Source organism: Segatella hominis, from assembly GCF_004535825.1.
GTDB classification, from domain to species: Bacteria; Bacteroidota; Bacteroidia; order Bacteroidales; family Bacteroidaceae; genus Prevotella; species Prevotella hominis.
The window spans coordinates 1-16474 of sequence record NZ_SGVY01000008.1; the positions used below are offsets into that span (position 1 = coordinate 1).

Here is a 16474-nt window from a genome sequence, read left to right on the forward strand (position 1 = left end):
TTTTGCTTGTCTTCTTTTCGCAACACTAAGGTAAGTGAAAATTCTGACATGGCAAAATCCTGGGCAACTTTTTGTTGCTCAGGCACTTATAAATAATGTTAAACTATAGTGTTGCGGAATTAAGGTTACCGTAAAAATAAAGATCTATCTCCAATTACAGGACAAGTATCCACCATAAAGCTAATTCATCCATTCTATCCGAAACTCACTCCAGAAAATACAAGAGATTTGTTAGGAAGATAAATATGGATGCAAAGAACAAATATATATAAAAGCGTTCCCTCTTGATGAAGTCACGAAAGCTATAGCGAGCCTTATAGTGATCATCAAGATATATCCTGTACTCATGTATCATGGCATATCCCAAGATAATACCTAATATGAGTACAAACACCCCGATGATGATCAGGGCTAATTCTATCCTTGGTATAGTTTCTATTGTTTCTTTCATGGCACAAAGATAGTGTTTTTCATCAAAAAAAGGTGGCGCATTCCCCTGTCAATGTGTCTACTTCCTATGTTTTAGGTGTCTACTTCGTAGGAAGTAGACACCCATTTTAACGATTTTTTCCCTTTTATTATGCGTTTTTCTGATATTTATTGAAAAATGGTTAATCCTGTTTTTTATCATCTGGTGCTGCATTTGCAACTTGTTCTTCTCGCCATTCGGTAGGCGTACAACCTTCCTTTGACTTGAATATCCGGTACAGATAGGTACGGGCAGAGAAGCCACACTCGGCAGAAATAATGTCATTACTATAGTCTGGAAATTCCAACATCATCTTCTTTGCCGCAGTGAAACGTATATCACCAAGCCATATTCTGAATGTAGTTTTCAGATACTGGTCGAAGAATACAGATAACTCATCCTTGGAGATACAAAGTGTGCGAGAGAGGGTAAGCATATTCACAGTACTGTCCTTATATCCTAAATTCGCACACCATGCATCAAGACTTTTCTGGATGAAATCTCTGCGCTCATCGGAAAGTGGTTGTAAAGATTCTGTTCTGCTATCAGCAGAGGTCTGCTGTTTAGCAGAAAGTGCCCCCCCATACCTATATTTTGTTCCCACCAAGGCATCGTTTTCCACTTCTTTATCCAAGAGTTCTTCGGTAGGGATATAACTGCTGCCGAGAGCAATAAATGTAAGATTGAAGAACAGCAAGGCAAGCAATACGGCTGGACCTACTATATATAATAAGGTGGTAGAACAGATGGCAACTGGCATAGCAAGAACTGCAAGCCATAGAATGATTACACTGGCACGCGAATATCTTACGTAAGGCAACAAATCCGTTGCAGCCATTGTCTCCAACATATTTTTACGCCTAATCATCTCCTGAATAATCATGTATATGCAATAGAAAACACTTATGCAAAACAGAGTCAGCATCAGATAAAGCCCCTCTCTGATATACAGGCTATGATGAAGACTGATACCCACGCAAAAGGCCACAATGATGGCAGCATAAATGCCACTACACATCAGTATCATCTTTCTGAGGTTAGCACGGGTGGTTTCTATGTTGTAGATTCCTATGGAGATAAGCGAGAAGCAGGGGGTATAGAGGAGGATGTTGATGACCGCCCCCAGATTATCGTGCATAGCACGGAACCCGAAAGTCATCTGCAGCACATATTGTATCGCCAGTCCTATCAGGGCAGCAACGATCATCCATCGAGAACGCTCATACCGCTTGTTCTCCCATCTTACATGCAGATGAGAGAGTGCTACGATGAAGGCATTGATGAGCATGAATATAAAACATGCAAACTGAAGTAGAAATAATGAATCCATACGCTTCTTATCTTTTGTTTACTTTCTTGTATTTTTGATTACTTGCTGTAGGATTATCTGGATTAGTCATCTGCAAATATCCTGCTGCAACAAGGGAGGTGATGTATTTGGCTATATTTTTTGTATGATAGACAACACCGGCTCTTTCCAAAATTTCCCTACTTGTTCTTGGCACGCTACAGAAGTTTACTACATCCTTCTGTTTATTCGTCAATGGCACTCTTTTAGTGTCATGGTTAGTGTCATGGTAACTATGTATAGTGTCATGGTCTTCGGCAAAAGTGTCATGGTCGGTGGCTAAGTCAGTGTCAGAGTGTCTAAGTCCAGTGTCATGGTCTTCGACTTGGGTACTTTTTTCATGGACTTCGTTACCGACTTGGTTACTTTCTCCTCTCCAAACCGTGATGACAAATTCCTGTGCCTTGTTATTATTCATAAATGTGACATTGATGTCTTCATCCAGAGCACGAGTGATGCCGCTACCTACACCAGTGTATGGCAGCAAGTATATAGCATTGTTAAAAAGGAACATATTGCGAGGCATGGAAGTTCCTGCCTTGATATCCTCAATAGTAAGTCCATTAGGCAATGCACCAGGACTGTGAATCTCAACACGATTGTCGAAAATGAAAATGCGAACAGGGGCTTTCATGTTCAACGAGCGATGTACAAGGCTGTTTACTGTGAACTCAACCAAACTGGTATAAGGTATTTCCAACTTACCCATGCTGTTGAATTCATCTCCCACCTGCACATTATGCAGATTACGAGTGAAGAAATCCATGATAGTGTCATACTGATGAAGCAGATTTCCCTCCATATCTGCATCATTCACCTTGTCACGGAAGACCTTGCTGCCGATGCTGTTGCCAGCAAAACAGATGCACTTGGCTGTCATCATTGGCATCCAGCGTTGGGTGTATTTGCCAAACAGAAGCATGGCAGCAACAGTCAGTGAACCATCAGGACGGATAAATCGCAGATTGCGAAGTATCTTCTCACAGTCATGCCCCTTAGCTATGGCAGAGCATATCATATCAAGTGATGCTTCATTAAAAGCGTCACCTGTCAAGCCTTTCTTTTCCAACACTCTATCAAAACGGTTGCCAAGAAACTGCTTGATGGTCGTTGCATCAAGATCGTTGACAGTTGCATCCCTAACACCAGCCTCGTCTGGAGCAAAACTACCGCAGTCGGTCATCATTTCTGCAAGTTCTGCATTATCGAACACTTTACGCTTGTCGGCACCATTCTTCACCCATACAATTCCCTTGTTGTCATGATAAGGCTTGTTGAGTCCTTCCTTCACAGTAGCAACAACCAAGTAGCCATCCTCGACTTCAACAGTATCTATCTTTATCAGAATGGATGGCACTACGTTTTCTGAAGCAATGTCACTCAACAAGTTGGTTGTTTCTTGTACCTCAGAATACGACAAGGCATTGGTTTCTCCGGTCTTATCCTTTATACCAACTACCAATTTGCCACCATGTGAATTACTGAACGCCACTAACTCACAGGCAATATCATATTTGTCGAGAATGCGTTCCTTGAACTGCACCCCCGATACCTCGCCAGCGTTTATCTGTTTCAATATATCGTCCATCATTCTTTGATACATTCTTTGTTCAACAAATCGTTTACATCCACTTTTAGCAAATCAGAAATCCGTATTAAGGTTTCCAAGTCTGGTTGGCAAGTGTTGGTGCACCATTTGGAAATGGTTGCTTGGTCTTTACCCAACATTTCTGCCAACCACTTGTTTGAGCGCTTGGTTACTGCCAACATAATCTTCAATCTGTTTACATCTTTCTTTGCCATACTATATATATAAAATCGGTAAATACACTTGCAAAAGTACAATAATAATTTTAAATAGAGGTGTAATATTCTCAAAAAAATTACAGAAATCGTAAATAATTGAAAATTTCGCATTATTGTAATAGGCTTTACTTTGAATGTTCTTATCTCATCAAAGCAACATAAAGGTACAAAGCAAGTTATACTTAAAGGTATTTGGGGTGCTACATAAACCGATTCATAAATAATCCTAAAATGAAAGCAGAAAAGTTTGTTTTTAAGAATTTAGTTTTAACTTTGCACTTGTAAAAGGAGTGTTCTTTGCATATTGCAAAATACAGAAATGAGCAGTCCGCTCATTTCCATATTGTTACCTATAAGATGTAGGTAAACGCCCAACTTCTTGATATTCAATTAAAGACAAGTTTAGAGCGAGTTATATTTGTTAACAGAGAATGTTTACTGTGTTGGTAATCCGATAAAGCATATAGACTGATGAAAAACTGTTAAACCACAAATTAAATGTTCTTGCTCCTCTATAAGTTCTTCGTTCAACGTCTTTGAACCGACATTCAGCGTCTTTGAACCGCCGTTCAACGTCTTTGAACCGACATTCAACGTCTTTGAACGGAGATTTCTGTTAGGCTCAAAAACATTTCTATTTAGTATAAGCAATAAAAAGTGGTGAGAAAGTTTGGAATTCTCACCAAAAGACCTTACCTTTGTTCCCGATTTTAACTCCCAATTAAAATGAATGCCTTATGAATAGACAAAATCTATCTTCCAAAGTAAGGATCTCGTGCATTGGCAGCTGATAGGTAATATGATGAAAAAGATTAAAATTAAAAATAATGTCAACAGAACAAAAGAAAATTACAGACAGAAAGTATTTCGTACCTTTTGTATTAATCACGTCGCTCTTCTTCTTGTGGGGCTTCGCTCGTGCCATTTTGGATGTGCTCAACAAGCATTTCCAGAATGCTTTGCATATTAGTATTACGCATTCTTCGCTGATTCAGGTAACCACTTATTTGGGTTATTTCCTGATGGCGATTCCGGCAGGTATCTTTATTAATAGGTATGGGTATCGCCGTGGAGTCGTATTCGGATTGATTCTTTTCGGAGCAGGTTCCTTGCTGTTCATTCCTGGCGCAGCGATGGGCAGTTTTTCTGCTTTTCTGCTATGTTTGTTTATCATCGGTTGTGGTCTTGTCTTTCTTGAGACGGCTGCCAATCCGTATGTTACAGAATTGGGAGCCAAGGAGACGGCAACGAGTCGTCTGAATCTTTCGCAGTCATTTAATGGTTTAGGAAGTCTTTTCGCTACCTTTTGCGTCGGTCAGTTTCTGTTCAATAATACAGAAGAAGGCGGTAATGTCGTGGTGCCTTATACCATATTGGGTATTCTCGTGCTATTGATAGCGCTCGTCTTTTCGCGTGTTCATTTGCCAGAAATAAAGCATGAAGTAACTGCCGAGGATGAGGCTAAGGGTAGTAATATCGGCAAACTCTTTGCGCATCATGGTATGTTTGTCTTCGGTCTGTTGGCACTTTTATGCTATGAGATTGCAGAAATTTCCATCAATTCCTATTTCATCAATTTCGTGACAGGAATGCGCTGGATGGATGACCGTACTGCATCCCTGGTGCTGACTGTAGCTTTGGGATTCTTTATGGTGGGACGTTTCTTAGGCAGTTGGATTATGCGCCGGGTGGCTGCCACTACGATGTTGCTCATCTGTGCAGCTGGTAGTGTTGTCTGTATCGGTTTGGTGCTTTGTGATTTAGGGGTTGTTTCCTTAGTCGCATTGGTAGGCAACTATCTTTTTGAAGCGATTATGTTTCCTACGATATTTGCCATTGCTTTGACGGGTTTGGGCAATCTTACCAAATCAGCATCTTCCTTGCTGATGATGACCCCGATAGGTGGCTGTGGCTTCCTGCTGATGGGTCTGATAGCCGACACTACTCATGTTACTTTGCCATTTATCGTACCTTTTATCAGTTTTGTAATAGTATTAGCTTTTGCAGTTCGTGAATACAAAATTGCTCAAAAGAGCTAAAATTGCTATCTGTATTTAGCAAAACATTAGAAAATTCGCATCAAAAAGTAAGAATTAACTTTTTTAACTCGTTTGAAATACGAAAAAGCAAGTTAACATTTTGCCGTGTCAAAAGAAAAAAGTAAATTTGCACTCGTTTAAGGAAAGTGTTTGGTAAGAGTGCTTTACCTTATTAATATAGTATAGAAGAATGTTTCATTAAAATAATAAATTAAATATTATGGCAGTAGATTACAAGAAAATCGGTCTTGTGAACACTAAGGAAATGTTTGCAAGAGCTATCAAGGGCGGTTGGGCCGTTCCTGCTTTCAACTTCAACAACTTGGAGCAGTTGCAGGCTATCATCCAGGCTTCTTCTAACTTGAAGTCACCAGTTATCCTCCAGGTATCTAAGGGTGCTCGTAAGTATGCTAACCCTACTTTGCTCCGTTACTTGGCAGAGGGTGCTGTAGAGTATGCAAAGGAGTTGGGTTGCAACCATCCTGAGATCGTTCTCCACCTCGATCACGGTGATAGCTTCGAGACATGTAAGAGCTGTGTAGATTTCGGCTTCTCTTCTGTAATGATCGACGGTTCTGCACTTCCATACGAGGAGAACATTGCATTGACAAAGAAGGTTGTTGACTACGCTCATCAGTTCGGTGTAACTGTAGAGGGTGAGCTCGGTGTCCTCGCTGGTGTTGAGGATGACGTAGTTGCAGAGGAGTCTCACTATACAAAGCCTGAGGAGGTTGTTGATTTCGCTACACGTACAGGTGTTGATTCATTGGCTATCTCTATCGGTACATCTCACGGTGCTTACAAGTTCAAGCCAGAGCAGTGCACACGTGACCCTAAGACTGGTCACCTCGTTCCTCCTCCATTGGCATTCGACGTATTGGCAGCAGTTGAGGAGCAGCTTCCTGGTTTCCCTATCGTTCTCCACGGTTCTTCTTCAGTTCCTCAGGAGTATGTTGATATCATCAACAAGTTCGGTGGTAAGTTGCCAGATGCAGTTGGTATCCCAGAGGAGCAGTTGACTAAGGCTTCTGAGAGCGCTGTTTGCAAGATCAATATCGACTCTGACTCTCGTCTTGCTTTCACAGCAGGTGTTCGTGAGACATTGGCTCTTCACCCAGAGTACTTCGACCCACGTCAGTACTGCGGTAAGGCTCGTGAGTACATGGTTGATCTCTATAGCCACAAGATCAAGGATGTTCTTCATTCTGACAACAAGTTGGCTAACCTCGACTAATTCGAGATTTTTCAATCTAAGATATGAGAGTGGAATCCGAAAGGGTTCCACTCTTTTTGCTTTTTATAGGCTGACTCTTGATAGGCTGACTGTATTCTTAATAGGTTGCCACCCTATATTGGCAGGCTATTTTCTTAAAAGTTCAAGATTGCGAGAAATGCTGATGGTGGTCTTTTGTTTTAAAAAGGTGTACTTTTTGTTTTAAATCAGTTTGTTATAAGCTATATTAATATCCGTTAGTATAGTTTAACGGCATTCGCTCTTATTCTTCAAGAAAGATTTCATATTTTTGCACCCGAAAGAAATACTTTGCTTGGGCAAGTATGCTTTTATTCTTATATAATATCATGTACTAGTAGAAGATGAGGCTGCGTTTAGAGTAACGCAATTTAACTAAAAACATAAGTGTAAAGTAACTAAAGACAATATATAATGATTAAACAAAAATAAACAAGCAATAAATAGAATACAAGTAAATGATATTAGATTATGAGAAAATTTTTAATGATGCCGATTTTGGTATTGGCAATGGCATTGGGCTTTGTAAGCTGCAGTGCAAGTGATGATGGAGTAAACGATGGAATGCTTGGTCAACAGACCACTACATTCATGCCTTCGTTCTCAATGTTGAGTTACACACAGTCTGCAAGTACACCTATCCTACAGGATGGTAGCAACAGCGCTGAAATGGAAGAGAAGCTTGTCTGCAAGATTCTGCCAGGTGGAAAGTTGATGCTGACTCACAAGAATGTTGTTTTTGATGATGCTGTAAGCATTAAGATGGAAACAACTTTGGTGGGCAACAAGTTGATTGTCACAGAGAATGCTGACTATGGAGTGTCTGGCAACTATGGCTACTATACTCTGAATACTACAGTAGGTACGCTGAAAGATGGTAACTATACGATTGTTGTCATGCGCAACCAGAATGTGAGAGCAGAGTTCCAGATGTCTTACGATTCATCTAAGGCCAAGAACCAATAATTGTATTTCCGACGACCAGTTTAAATTTTATTTATTATATAATAAGTTAGTAAAGTTACTACAAAACTAATATTTCTCTAAAAAAGTTATTCTATTTCATTTTTTATTTGTACTTTTGTCGCATAATACAAATTTCGGATAGAGGTTTGTTGATAATGTTGATTTCCTGGTAGAATGATAATGCTAAAGGATAAAAGAAAATTGCAGGCAATTTATAGCTTGTTTAAAAAGCCAAGAGCAGAAAGACCTTTTGGGTTTGATTTTATATTATGGGCACCTGTTTTTGTATTGATAGTATATATAGAACTGTTGGTACAGCATAGTTATACTTTATTACCAATATGTATCCCATGGATGTATGATAAAATATGGATGATTACTTTTTCAGGGCTGTGTGCATTAATAAAAAAATATTTAGGAAAGTCTTCGGATGGCTTTTCGGATATTTCGTGTGTGTGTTTCGTAAAGGTTTCTTTGTGCTTTATTCTAATACCAGCTTTGGTCTTTTTGCCAAACAAGTATTTGTCATCAACAAGTTCTTTTAAGGAAGAATATGGCAAAGTGATAGACCTAACGGCTGTTAGTGGAAATAAGACTCCTACTTCCAAAAAGAATTATGTAAAGATTAAATTAGATAATGAAGATATTTCTTTCTGGTATGATACATACAAAGAAACAAAACCTCTTGGAACAAAATGCATTATGAACATTAAGAGAGGCTTTTTTGGGCTGAGATATGCCGATAATGTTGATTTTTTGGTAGAATGAGTTATATGCAGGCTCTTAGTTGATAACCTGCATAAGAACTTCAGGAGAACAGTCTTTTAAGATTACTTTGTTCCCCTTGTCAAGTAAATATATGGAAGGCATGGCTTCAAACTATATAAATTGCTGATATTTCTCTAAAAAAGTTATTCTATTTCATTTTTTATTTGTACTTTTGTTGCACAATACAAATTTCGGATAGAGGTTTGTTGAAAATGTTGATTTCCTGGTAGAATGATAATGCTAAAGGATAAAAGAAAATTGCAGGCAATTTATAGCTTGTTTAATAAGGCGCCTTTTTGGGTTGAATTTATATTGTTGATGGCTGTTATAGCTTTAGTAGTATATCTTGAAGTATTAGTGCAGCATAGTTATACTTTATTACCGATATGTGTCCCATGGATGTATGATATAATCGGGGTAAATTTTGTTTCAATATTATTGGCGTTAATAAAGATCTTTTTGAGAAAAACTTCTGAGGGCTTTTGGGATGTTTGGGGGACATATCTTTTGAAAACATCGCTATGTTTTATTTTAATACCAGCATTGATACTTTTGCCAAATAAATATTTACCCTCAACGATTCTTGTAAAGGAAAAATATGGTGTTGTAATAGATTTGGCATCAATTAAAATAAATAAGTCTACTAGTTCAAGGAAAAATTACGTAAAGATAAAATTAGATAATGAAGATATTTCTTTCTGGTATGATACATACAAAGAAACAAAACCTCTTGGAACAAAATGCATTATGAACATTAAGAGAGGCTTCTTTGGGCTGAGATATGCCGATAATGTTGATTTTTGGGTAGAATGATTTATATGCAGGTTCTTAGTTGATAACCTGCATAAGAACTTCAGGTAAACAGTTTTTATTATGAAAAAAAGAAGTTTTGGATTGGTAAAAGTAAACTTTGTTATGTTTGTAATTTGTATCGGATTTTTCCTGTGTGGCAAGTTTGGCATTCCATATATTTATGAAAAATATGGGATGCCAGTAGATGCTGTTGTTTACGGAATGAGTAACGATACTAAAGGTAGGAGCCTTGCACGTTATGAGTTTATTGTTGACCAGAAAAAGTACAGAGGAAGTACTTATAAGAATGTTCATGAAGGAGATACAATATGTGTTTGGTATTTTCCTGTTCTTCCTTGGTTAAACAGATATAATTAAAGAATTGGCTCGATTTTCTTAGTTGATAACCTGCATAAGAACTTCAGGAGAACAGTCTTTTAAGATTACTTTGTTCCCCTTGTCAAGTAAATAAATGGTAGGCATGGCTTCCAGGCTATAGCTGTCGCTGATGCGTGTGTCGGCATATATGGATAGAAAAGTGTAATCTGCAGGGATGGTCTGCTTGTCAAGCCAAGCCGAGATTCTGTGGCAGTTGTCACAGTCTGGGTCATAGAAGTAAAGGATGACCTTTCTGTCTTTGTAGTCACTCAGTTGATGTTGATTCCCGTTCTTGTCAGTAAACACAAAATCAAGGGCATTGTCACCAGGCAGGTTCTTGTTCCTCGTTTTTATCTTAAAGGCGATCCTCTCCTTTTCTGTTTCATCAAAGCCTGTTGATTTCTCCATTTCGTTGAGGAAAAGAAGATACACCTTGTCGTTCCTCATAGGCGACTTCGGATTACCCAGATAGTGTTCGATGAGGCTCTCGAATTTGTCTTTACTCTTCTGGCTCCCAAAAGCTTTTGAAGCAAAGATATGCACACTCTGCTCTGCGGTAGTTGGAGTAAAATGAGGAATGAGATCGATGAAATTGACAAATCCTTGTTCTGAGATATTGGCATTGCTAAGTTGCAAGGTATCCTTGAAGTCAAAATTGTCCCAATAATGGAGACCCAGATAATTGAGCCGTTGTTCTACGGATTTGAGAGAGTCGGGCATCACAGGATAGACAAACGAGCGGTTTTGTCCGATAGCTTGCAGAATGTTCAATGAGAACACCAATGCGGTGATAATAATAATTCGATATCTCATAAGCCAATTCTTTTTTTGCAAAGTTAAATAATAAATCTGAAAAAGGCAACAAAAATGTGCAGTTTTTCAAAAAATGAATGTCGTGGAGCTATAGAAGGTGAGTTCAACTCGGCAACTATATCTCCGACGACCAGTTTAAATAGTTTTCGCTATTTGGTGTTCTTAGTAAAAGTAAATGATATTTAATGATTCTGTAAAATCCGTTGTTTTTATCTATATGTAAAAGTAATTTCTTTAGCCTTTGTCTTCACGTTTGCTGCGTTTATATAGCCTCCGTTGTAGTAGCTGGCTTTCACATAGAACTTACCCGGAGTACCGGATGTGTTGACTCTCATGTTCTTGATGGTAATGGTCTGTGTCGTACCCACTACGCTGGCAGATTCATATTTCACAACAAACCAGTTGTTCCATCCTTTTCCTCCATCTACTTCCGCAGTAGAACCAACTTCTATACCGCAATTCTGCGGATTGATATCATTAGAAGCGATTTTGATTTCTATTGGAAGCAATTCCTTCGGATAGTTAGCCGGAATCTTGAATTTCAGTTGTGCTGTGGCGCTGATATCCTTACCCATCGTAGCAGGGAACTCAAACTCATATTCCATATTCTTGATGGTATAGATGTGGATATTCCTGCTCAGACCATGCTTCTTGTCCAACAGTCGGATGATTCCTTCCTTCATGGAATTATCAATGGTGCTCAATGTATAATGAATGCTTCCTTCGCCATTATTGAATGTAATGACAGGAGTCTCATTGATAGCACAATTGGTATTCTTCATCCAAATTGCTTCAAAGTCATTTGCGGTAATGTCGGTATCGCCAGCATACTTGAAGGAAATACTTTGTGCTGCAGTAGCTCCCTCGTTCAAGAGAATATAGGTGCCATTTGTGATACTGAGGGTATATTTTCCGTCAGAAACTTCTGGTACAATGTCTTCTACTACAATCCAAGGGTTGTTGGCTGGTGTTCCATTTACGGCTGCATCAAAGCTGTCATAGCCCAATGAAGCATCCAGTTTCTTCACCTTAATCTTATAGATGTGGTTTCGCTTGATGCGGTAGAGCTGGTTGTCCTTGTCCTGCAAAAGTACGTGGAAACGTTTGTGGGTACCGTTCTTGTAAGTTGCCCAGAGAATAACCTTCAGCGGTTTGCTGGCATCATTGCGATTCTCAAAGGTATAGGCGATATTCTCCATCTGTCCCTCAGAACCCTGGTATGTCTTCTGGTCTTTGGTAGGAGTGATATAATCAGGGTTCCATACTGCCATCTCATGGGTGTCAGGGAAGGTGAGGTCTGTCTTGAATGGAGCAATCGTACCGTGTTCCTGACCGTCGTAGATAGATACTATCACCTTTTTAATTTCGTTAGCCACCTCGTCTTCCAGTTCAACCTTCACCTTGGCTCTGTCTCTGATGAGATGTATCACAGGCTTGTCGGCTCCACCATTGAGGAAAGCTTTCATCTCCTCCGGCGTATTTTTCTTGACATATCCCCAATAGACGATTTTTTGAGACTGATCTTCTCCAGCGCTTGATTCGAATGAAGTCATGAGCATATTCTCATGCATTCCGATCCATTTAGGAGATTGGGTGATGTCCAACGTAGCATTGGCAACAAAGTGGATTCTTGCGGTAGAATTTGGTATTGTAGCCTTGATGCCTTTCGGATTGCTGCTGCCGTTTTCCAGGATATCTCCTTTAGGTGTTGTTTCAAGCGTAAGATCTTTTGCAAGTCCTAAGAAGAAACCGTCCTTGTCGAAGCAGAAAAGCTGGATGTCTTCTGCCCGGTCAATACCTTCATTACCGTATGTCTGACTTCTGGTTATGGTCTGGTTCTCCTCATAGCTCGGAATACCAACATAAGTGGTAATGGTATATTCGTTTCCTTGTTTTTCCCAAAGCTTAGAAGGACCATTCTCAACCATGTCGTTTGTGCAGGCTGTCAGCATAGCCAACAGTCCTGCAATCATACTCATATAATATTTTAAATGTTTCATAATAGTGCCTCCTTTGTGATGGTTTATTCTTTCTTGTTTTCTAATGCAGTTACCTCTTCAGGTGTAAGGTCGCGGACGCAGCGTACGAATCCTTCATCAGAACCTTTCGGATTTGCTGTTACCAGGTTTCCACTCAAAGACCAATATGAATAGCCTCTAAGGACCTCTGTTACGACATCCTGACCAGATTTGTATTGGTAGTTTACAATCACTTTGATTTCCGATTCCGTAGGAAGTCGCCAATTGTCATAACGGGTTCCGTCTGTTCCTACTTCTACATAGTCATCACAGTGCTTGGATGCTTTGACTCCTTTGCTGAAACTGAGTACGGTCCCGAGCTGAGATGCCAGAGCAAAAGCAGGTGATACTACGTCTTCTGATGACAGCTTTGTGGTCGGATTGATGTTGTTTACATGTCCAATCGTATAGTCTCCGTTGGTGTGCGTAATTTGAACCACATACATGTTGTTGTTGGATTGGTCTTTTCTTGCTTTATTCAGAGTGGCTTGGTATGCATTTTCTTTATATTCATCTTGGTATTCCCAAATATATGTGCCTTCTATGATATCTGACCACCAACCCCATCCTTCTTGTACCTTACCATAGGTATAAACCTTTGCCGTGAAGTTATCATCAGATGATGTCTTGCTGGTTTTGTGGGCTTTTTGATGTTCTTGCCAATCAATCCATCCGTCCAGACTCTTGGTAGAGTACCATCCTGCAATGGCCTGTATGTACTCCAATGGATATTGCTTGATGGTTACCTGTTCTGTCTTCTTGTTTTCTCCTTCACCGCAGGATATGGTAAACTTGATGTATTTTACGGTCAACGGAACAAATTCTTTAGCTTGGATATTGACGATACCCTGGTCTTTCTTCTCAGTATGACCATTGGCGAAATTCAGACTGATTTGTGGATAAGTAGTACTTCCTGGCTTAATCGTCTTCTTCGTGCCGTTCTTGTCGTAATAATAAACTTCGTCTATTTGGACAGTACAAGCATCGGAAGCATAGAATTGGATCGTCTTGTTATCCACTTTCTCATTTCTCATGATATGGAAGGTAGGGGTAACCAGGAGATAACTATGCTTATCGGCATTGATAACGGTTTCTTCGCCTTCTGTCCATTTCATCACGTCGTATTGGATATCCGCCTGGGTTCCATAGACGATTTCAGTACTGCTGCCACGATTGGTAATGTTGGCATTGACGGTATAGATATGGTTGCGTTTCAACTCTGTTTCGTTGATGTCACGTACTGGTATGCTATAGAAGTTGTCTGTGGTTTCGCCAACGGCTCCTTCTCCTTCAGCATCTTCTGAAATCTTGGTCAGCGGTACTTTCACGATCAACTTAGGCATCTGCTCCGTATTGTCCCATTTGGTAGCATAGCTGTAGGTGGTAATGGTAAAGTTTCCGTTTTCACCCATAGCACTTTCGTAAGCTCCACTCATATTGCCCAAAGTCTTGGCAGAGTTCTCGCCGAAGAATGTGGTAGCAGTATTGTAGTTCTGGAAATTCCAGCTTGGATTGCCAACAGTGTATCCAGGCACATTGATGTTGAGCTTAACCAGGATTTTAGCTGCTGCACGGCAGAGACTGGTTTGAATGGTTTGGCGGGCAGCTGTTGTTACGAGATAATCGGTCGTGCTGCTCATCAGGAAATTCTTGCCAGGATTGGTATTCGTCTGGTATGGTTTCCAGATGTCTGCATCCGTCTGGGTCTTTCCTGCTAATTCGCTCAGAACATTGATGCCTTGCAGTGATTCCTTGGCATTGGCAATGGTAACAACCTGGTAAGTTTCATTTTCTACCAGCTGGTTCTTGTCTTTCCAGTTGCCCTGGTCCAAAGTGGCAGTAGTACCTTGAGTCATGCTTGGCAACGTCTTGCCCAACTTGAGCGTTGCGTCGGCTTTACCAAAGATTTTCACATCGAGTTTATCCAACTTAGCCTCGTTGAGGCTCATGTCGGATGCAACTCTTGTCTTGGCATCAGTCACCTGTGGATAAATGCTGAGGCTCTCTTCCATTCCGATCGTATCGTTGAAGGCATCTTCCCCAGCGCACCCGGATAAGAGTACGCCCATGATGAAGGTCAGCATTGCTTTCCAGGTTCTGTTATATTGATAATTGATCTTCATGATGGTGTCATTTTAAATGTTACTTCACTTGAACAAAACTGATTTCCGTAGAGGTTCCTGGCAATTTTTCTTCGCCTTCACCCACGTTGATGAGTGCTTTGTTGCTTGGAACAATCGTCAAGAAGACATTTGCATGATAGTTGTGTGGATTTGCCATATCAAGAATCTTCTTAGGCACTACATAGAAGCTGATGGTTTCCTTGTTGCCGTTGCCTTCCAAGGTGTTCTTGATTTCTCCACTTTCGTCTCCCGCTATCACAAATCCGAAGACTGGATTGTTGCTCTGGAGAATCCATTTCCTGCCACCTGTATAGATGTTTTCGAAGGTAATCTTCGGTCCCCAGGTAGGCTCATTGAAAGCTACTTGTATGCCTCCGTCATGGGTTTGATAATCGCCTTCTACGACGGTATGGATTTCTACCTTATCTACATAGTTGTACTTTCCGCCATCTTCCCAGTCGAGTACGGTAGGGTTGATTTGCAACTTGCCGCCTTCGAGGAAGTATGCATAGACTACCAACTCGTGGTTGCGTGCTGCAGGCTTCATGTTGGAAGGTATTGTGAAGGTGGTACTTTGCTCTGGAGAGTCCTCACTCAGTTTGAAATAAATTCTACCTGTGATAGGTCGGTTGCTCTCTCTGAGATAAGTACGGTGCTGGGATACGAAGTTGGCTCCATCCAGACGCGTCATGTATTCAGCTGCTTTTTCACTGCTTCCTCTGTGGAAAGTTGTTGGGTCTGCAACACTGGTAATGTATCTGTTGGAAACTCCTCCGAGCATCACCTTTGAGTGTACGTAAGTGGTAGTTCCATTATACTGGGTGGAGATGAGTCCGGCAGTCTCGCGGTATGCATAGGTGGTTGCATCAGGGAAGACATAACTGGCTTGTGGTATGATATCCTCGTCCAATTCTATCTTGGTGATCAATGCCTCTTCTGTTCCTCCATCAGCCTTTCTTGCGAAGAAGAAGTGCAACTTAGAAACGGCTCTTACCAACGGAATGATTACGCTCTTGGCTGCAGCGGCAGTTTCTGTATCTGCCACATGGTCTGCTACAGAGATATGGGTGATGACTCTTGACAGTGGAAGTCCTGTAGCAGGAACTTCAGATGCCTGGGCTTTACCTTCACCGTTGATGCCGAACTGACTCTTGATGACCATTTCCTTCAACTGCTTGCGAGTCAACATCTTGTTGGCAGTATTATCAGGGAAAATACCCTTGATGCTTTCCGCATTTGCCAGAATGAAAAGGTCGAGATTCTCAAGTTCGTTTCCTCCAGATTTGCGAGGAATTTTCATGCTTACTGTCTTTACGGCAGTTTCGCCGTTGACAGGAGTGGTGAGAATTTCTTCTCTATAGCTTACTGCGATGGCATCATCACCTGTAGAGTTGGAATTGAAAGCCCAAACTCTGATGCTGTGGATGCTGCTTTCCGTAGCAGGATTGGCTGGGTTGCTGTCGAAGTCATCAGCTCTACTCATCGCCGCCCTTGACTCGGTAGGAGAGGAAGTCAGAAAACTGAGATTCAAATAGGTCTCGCTGTCGTCATTGGCAGTGCCAGGACCATAATCGTCATAGACGCATGATGTGAAGACGCTGATGGCTAAAAGCGAGAGTAGCAATGCCGTGAGTGCCATCAAGAAGGTCTTGATTCGATTCCTTCTTTCGTATAATTTAATGAAGTCATTCATAGCGTCCTC

Annotated in this window: 13 protein-coding genes; 6 read left to right on the top strand and 7 right to left on the bottom strand. The window is 40.7% G+C overall.

The window, feature by feature from the left end; translation table 11 throughout:
- Positions 1-611: 611 nt before the first annotated feature.
- Genes EXN75_RS18130 through EXN75_RS04485 form a run of 3 tightly spaced genes read right to left on the bottom strand, consistent with a single transcriptional unit; the run spans position 612 to position 3620 of the window.
- On the bottom strand, positions 612-1799 hold the full coding sequence (locus EXN75_RS18130) for an AraC family transcriptional regulator (RefSeq protein ID WP_246031287.1): 1188 nt from the start codon (positions 1797-1799) through the stop codon (positions 612-614).
- A 7-nt stretch (positions 1800-1806) separates the two neighbouring features.
- Positions 1807-3408: an RNA-binding domain-containing protein gene (locus EXN75_RS04480; RefSeq protein ID WP_134842927.1), complete on the bottom strand. Its 1602-nt coding sequence runs from the start codon at positions 3406-3408 to the stop codon at positions 1807-1809.
- On the bottom strand, positions 3405-3620 hold the full coding sequence (locus tag EXN75_RS04485) for a helix-turn-helix transcriptional regulator (RefSeq protein WP_022251786.1): 216 nt from the start codon (positions 3618-3620) through the stop codon (positions 3405-3407). Before EXN75_RS04485 ends, EXN75_RS04480 begins: the two co-directional genes overlap by 4 nt.
- A gap of 830 nt (positions 3621-4450) precedes the next feature.
- On the opposite strand from EXN75_RS04485, the gene EXN75_RS04490 reads away from it, so the two are divergent.
- The 6 genes from EXN75_RS04490 to EXN75_RS04515 all read left to right on the top strand — a co-directional run bounded on the left by EXN75_RS04490 (position 4451) and on the right by EXN75_RS04515 (position 9818).
- Entirely contained in the window at positions 4451-5662 is a 1212-nt protein-coding gene (locus EXN75_RS04490; RefSeq protein WP_022111366.1) for a sugar MFS transporter, read from the top strand.
- A 220-nt stretch (positions 5663-5882) separates the two neighbouring features.
- Positions 5883-6896, top strand: coding sequence for a class II fructose-bisphosphate aldolase (locus tag EXN75_RS04495; protein WP_118190424.1), 1014 nt, complete (start codon positions 5883-5885; stop codon positions 6894-6896).
- Positions 6897-7385: 489 nt separating this feature from the next.
- A complete protein-coding gene (locus EXN75_RS04500; protein WP_134842929.1) occupies positions 7386-7880 on the top strand; it encodes a hypothetical protein in 495 nt (164 codons plus the stop codon).
- Between the two features lie 180 nt (positions 7881-8060).
- Positions 8061-8648, top strand: a complete 588-nt coding sequence (locus tag EXN75_RS04505; RefSeq protein WP_134842930.1) for a hypothetical protein — start codon at positions 8061-8063, stop codon at positions 8646-8648.
- Between the two features lie 237 nt (positions 8649-8885).
- Positions 8886-9461 carry a hypothetical protein gene (locus tag EXN75_RS04510; protein ID WP_134842931.1) on the top strand — a complete coding sequence of 192 codons (576 nt, stop codon included), beginning with the start codon at positions 8886-8888 and terminating at the stop codon, positions 9459-9461.
- Positions 9462-9521: 60 nt separating this feature from the next.
- On the top strand, positions 9522-9818 hold the full coding sequence (locus EXN75_RS04515; protein ID WP_134842932.1) for a hypothetical protein: 297 nt from the start codon (positions 9522-9524) through the stop codon (positions 9816-9818).
- An 18-nt stretch (positions 9819-9836) separates the two neighbouring features.
- Here EXN75_RS04515 and EXN75_RS04520 read toward each other — a convergent pair whose 3' ends face one another.
- The 4 genes from EXN75_RS04520 to EXN75_RS04535 form a co-directional block, all read right to left on the bottom strand.
- Positions 9837-10631, bottom strand: coding sequence for a DUF5106 domain-containing protein (locus EXN75_RS04520; protein ID WP_134842933.1), 795 nt, complete (start codon positions 10629-10631; stop codon positions 9837-9839).
- A gap of 209 nt (positions 10632-10840) precedes the next feature.
- Complete coding sequence (locus EXN75_RS04525; RefSeq protein WP_134842934.1) at positions 10841-12631, bottom strand: hypothetical protein; 1791 nt, start codon at positions 12629-12631, stop codon at positions 10841-10843.
- Between the two features lie 23 nt (positions 12632-12654).
- A complete protein-coding gene (gene fimD / locus EXN75_RS04530; protein WP_134842935.1) occupies positions 12655-14772 on the bottom strand; it encodes a fimbrial tip adhesin FimD in 2118 nt (705 codons plus the stop codon).
- Positions 14773-14791: 19 nt separating this feature from the next.
- Positions 14792-16465: a hypothetical protein gene (locus EXN75_RS04535; protein WP_134842936.1), complete on the bottom strand. Its 1674-nt coding sequence runs from the start codon at positions 16463-16465 to the stop codon at positions 14792-14794.
- Between the last annotated feature and the right edge of the window lie 9 nt (positions 16466-16474).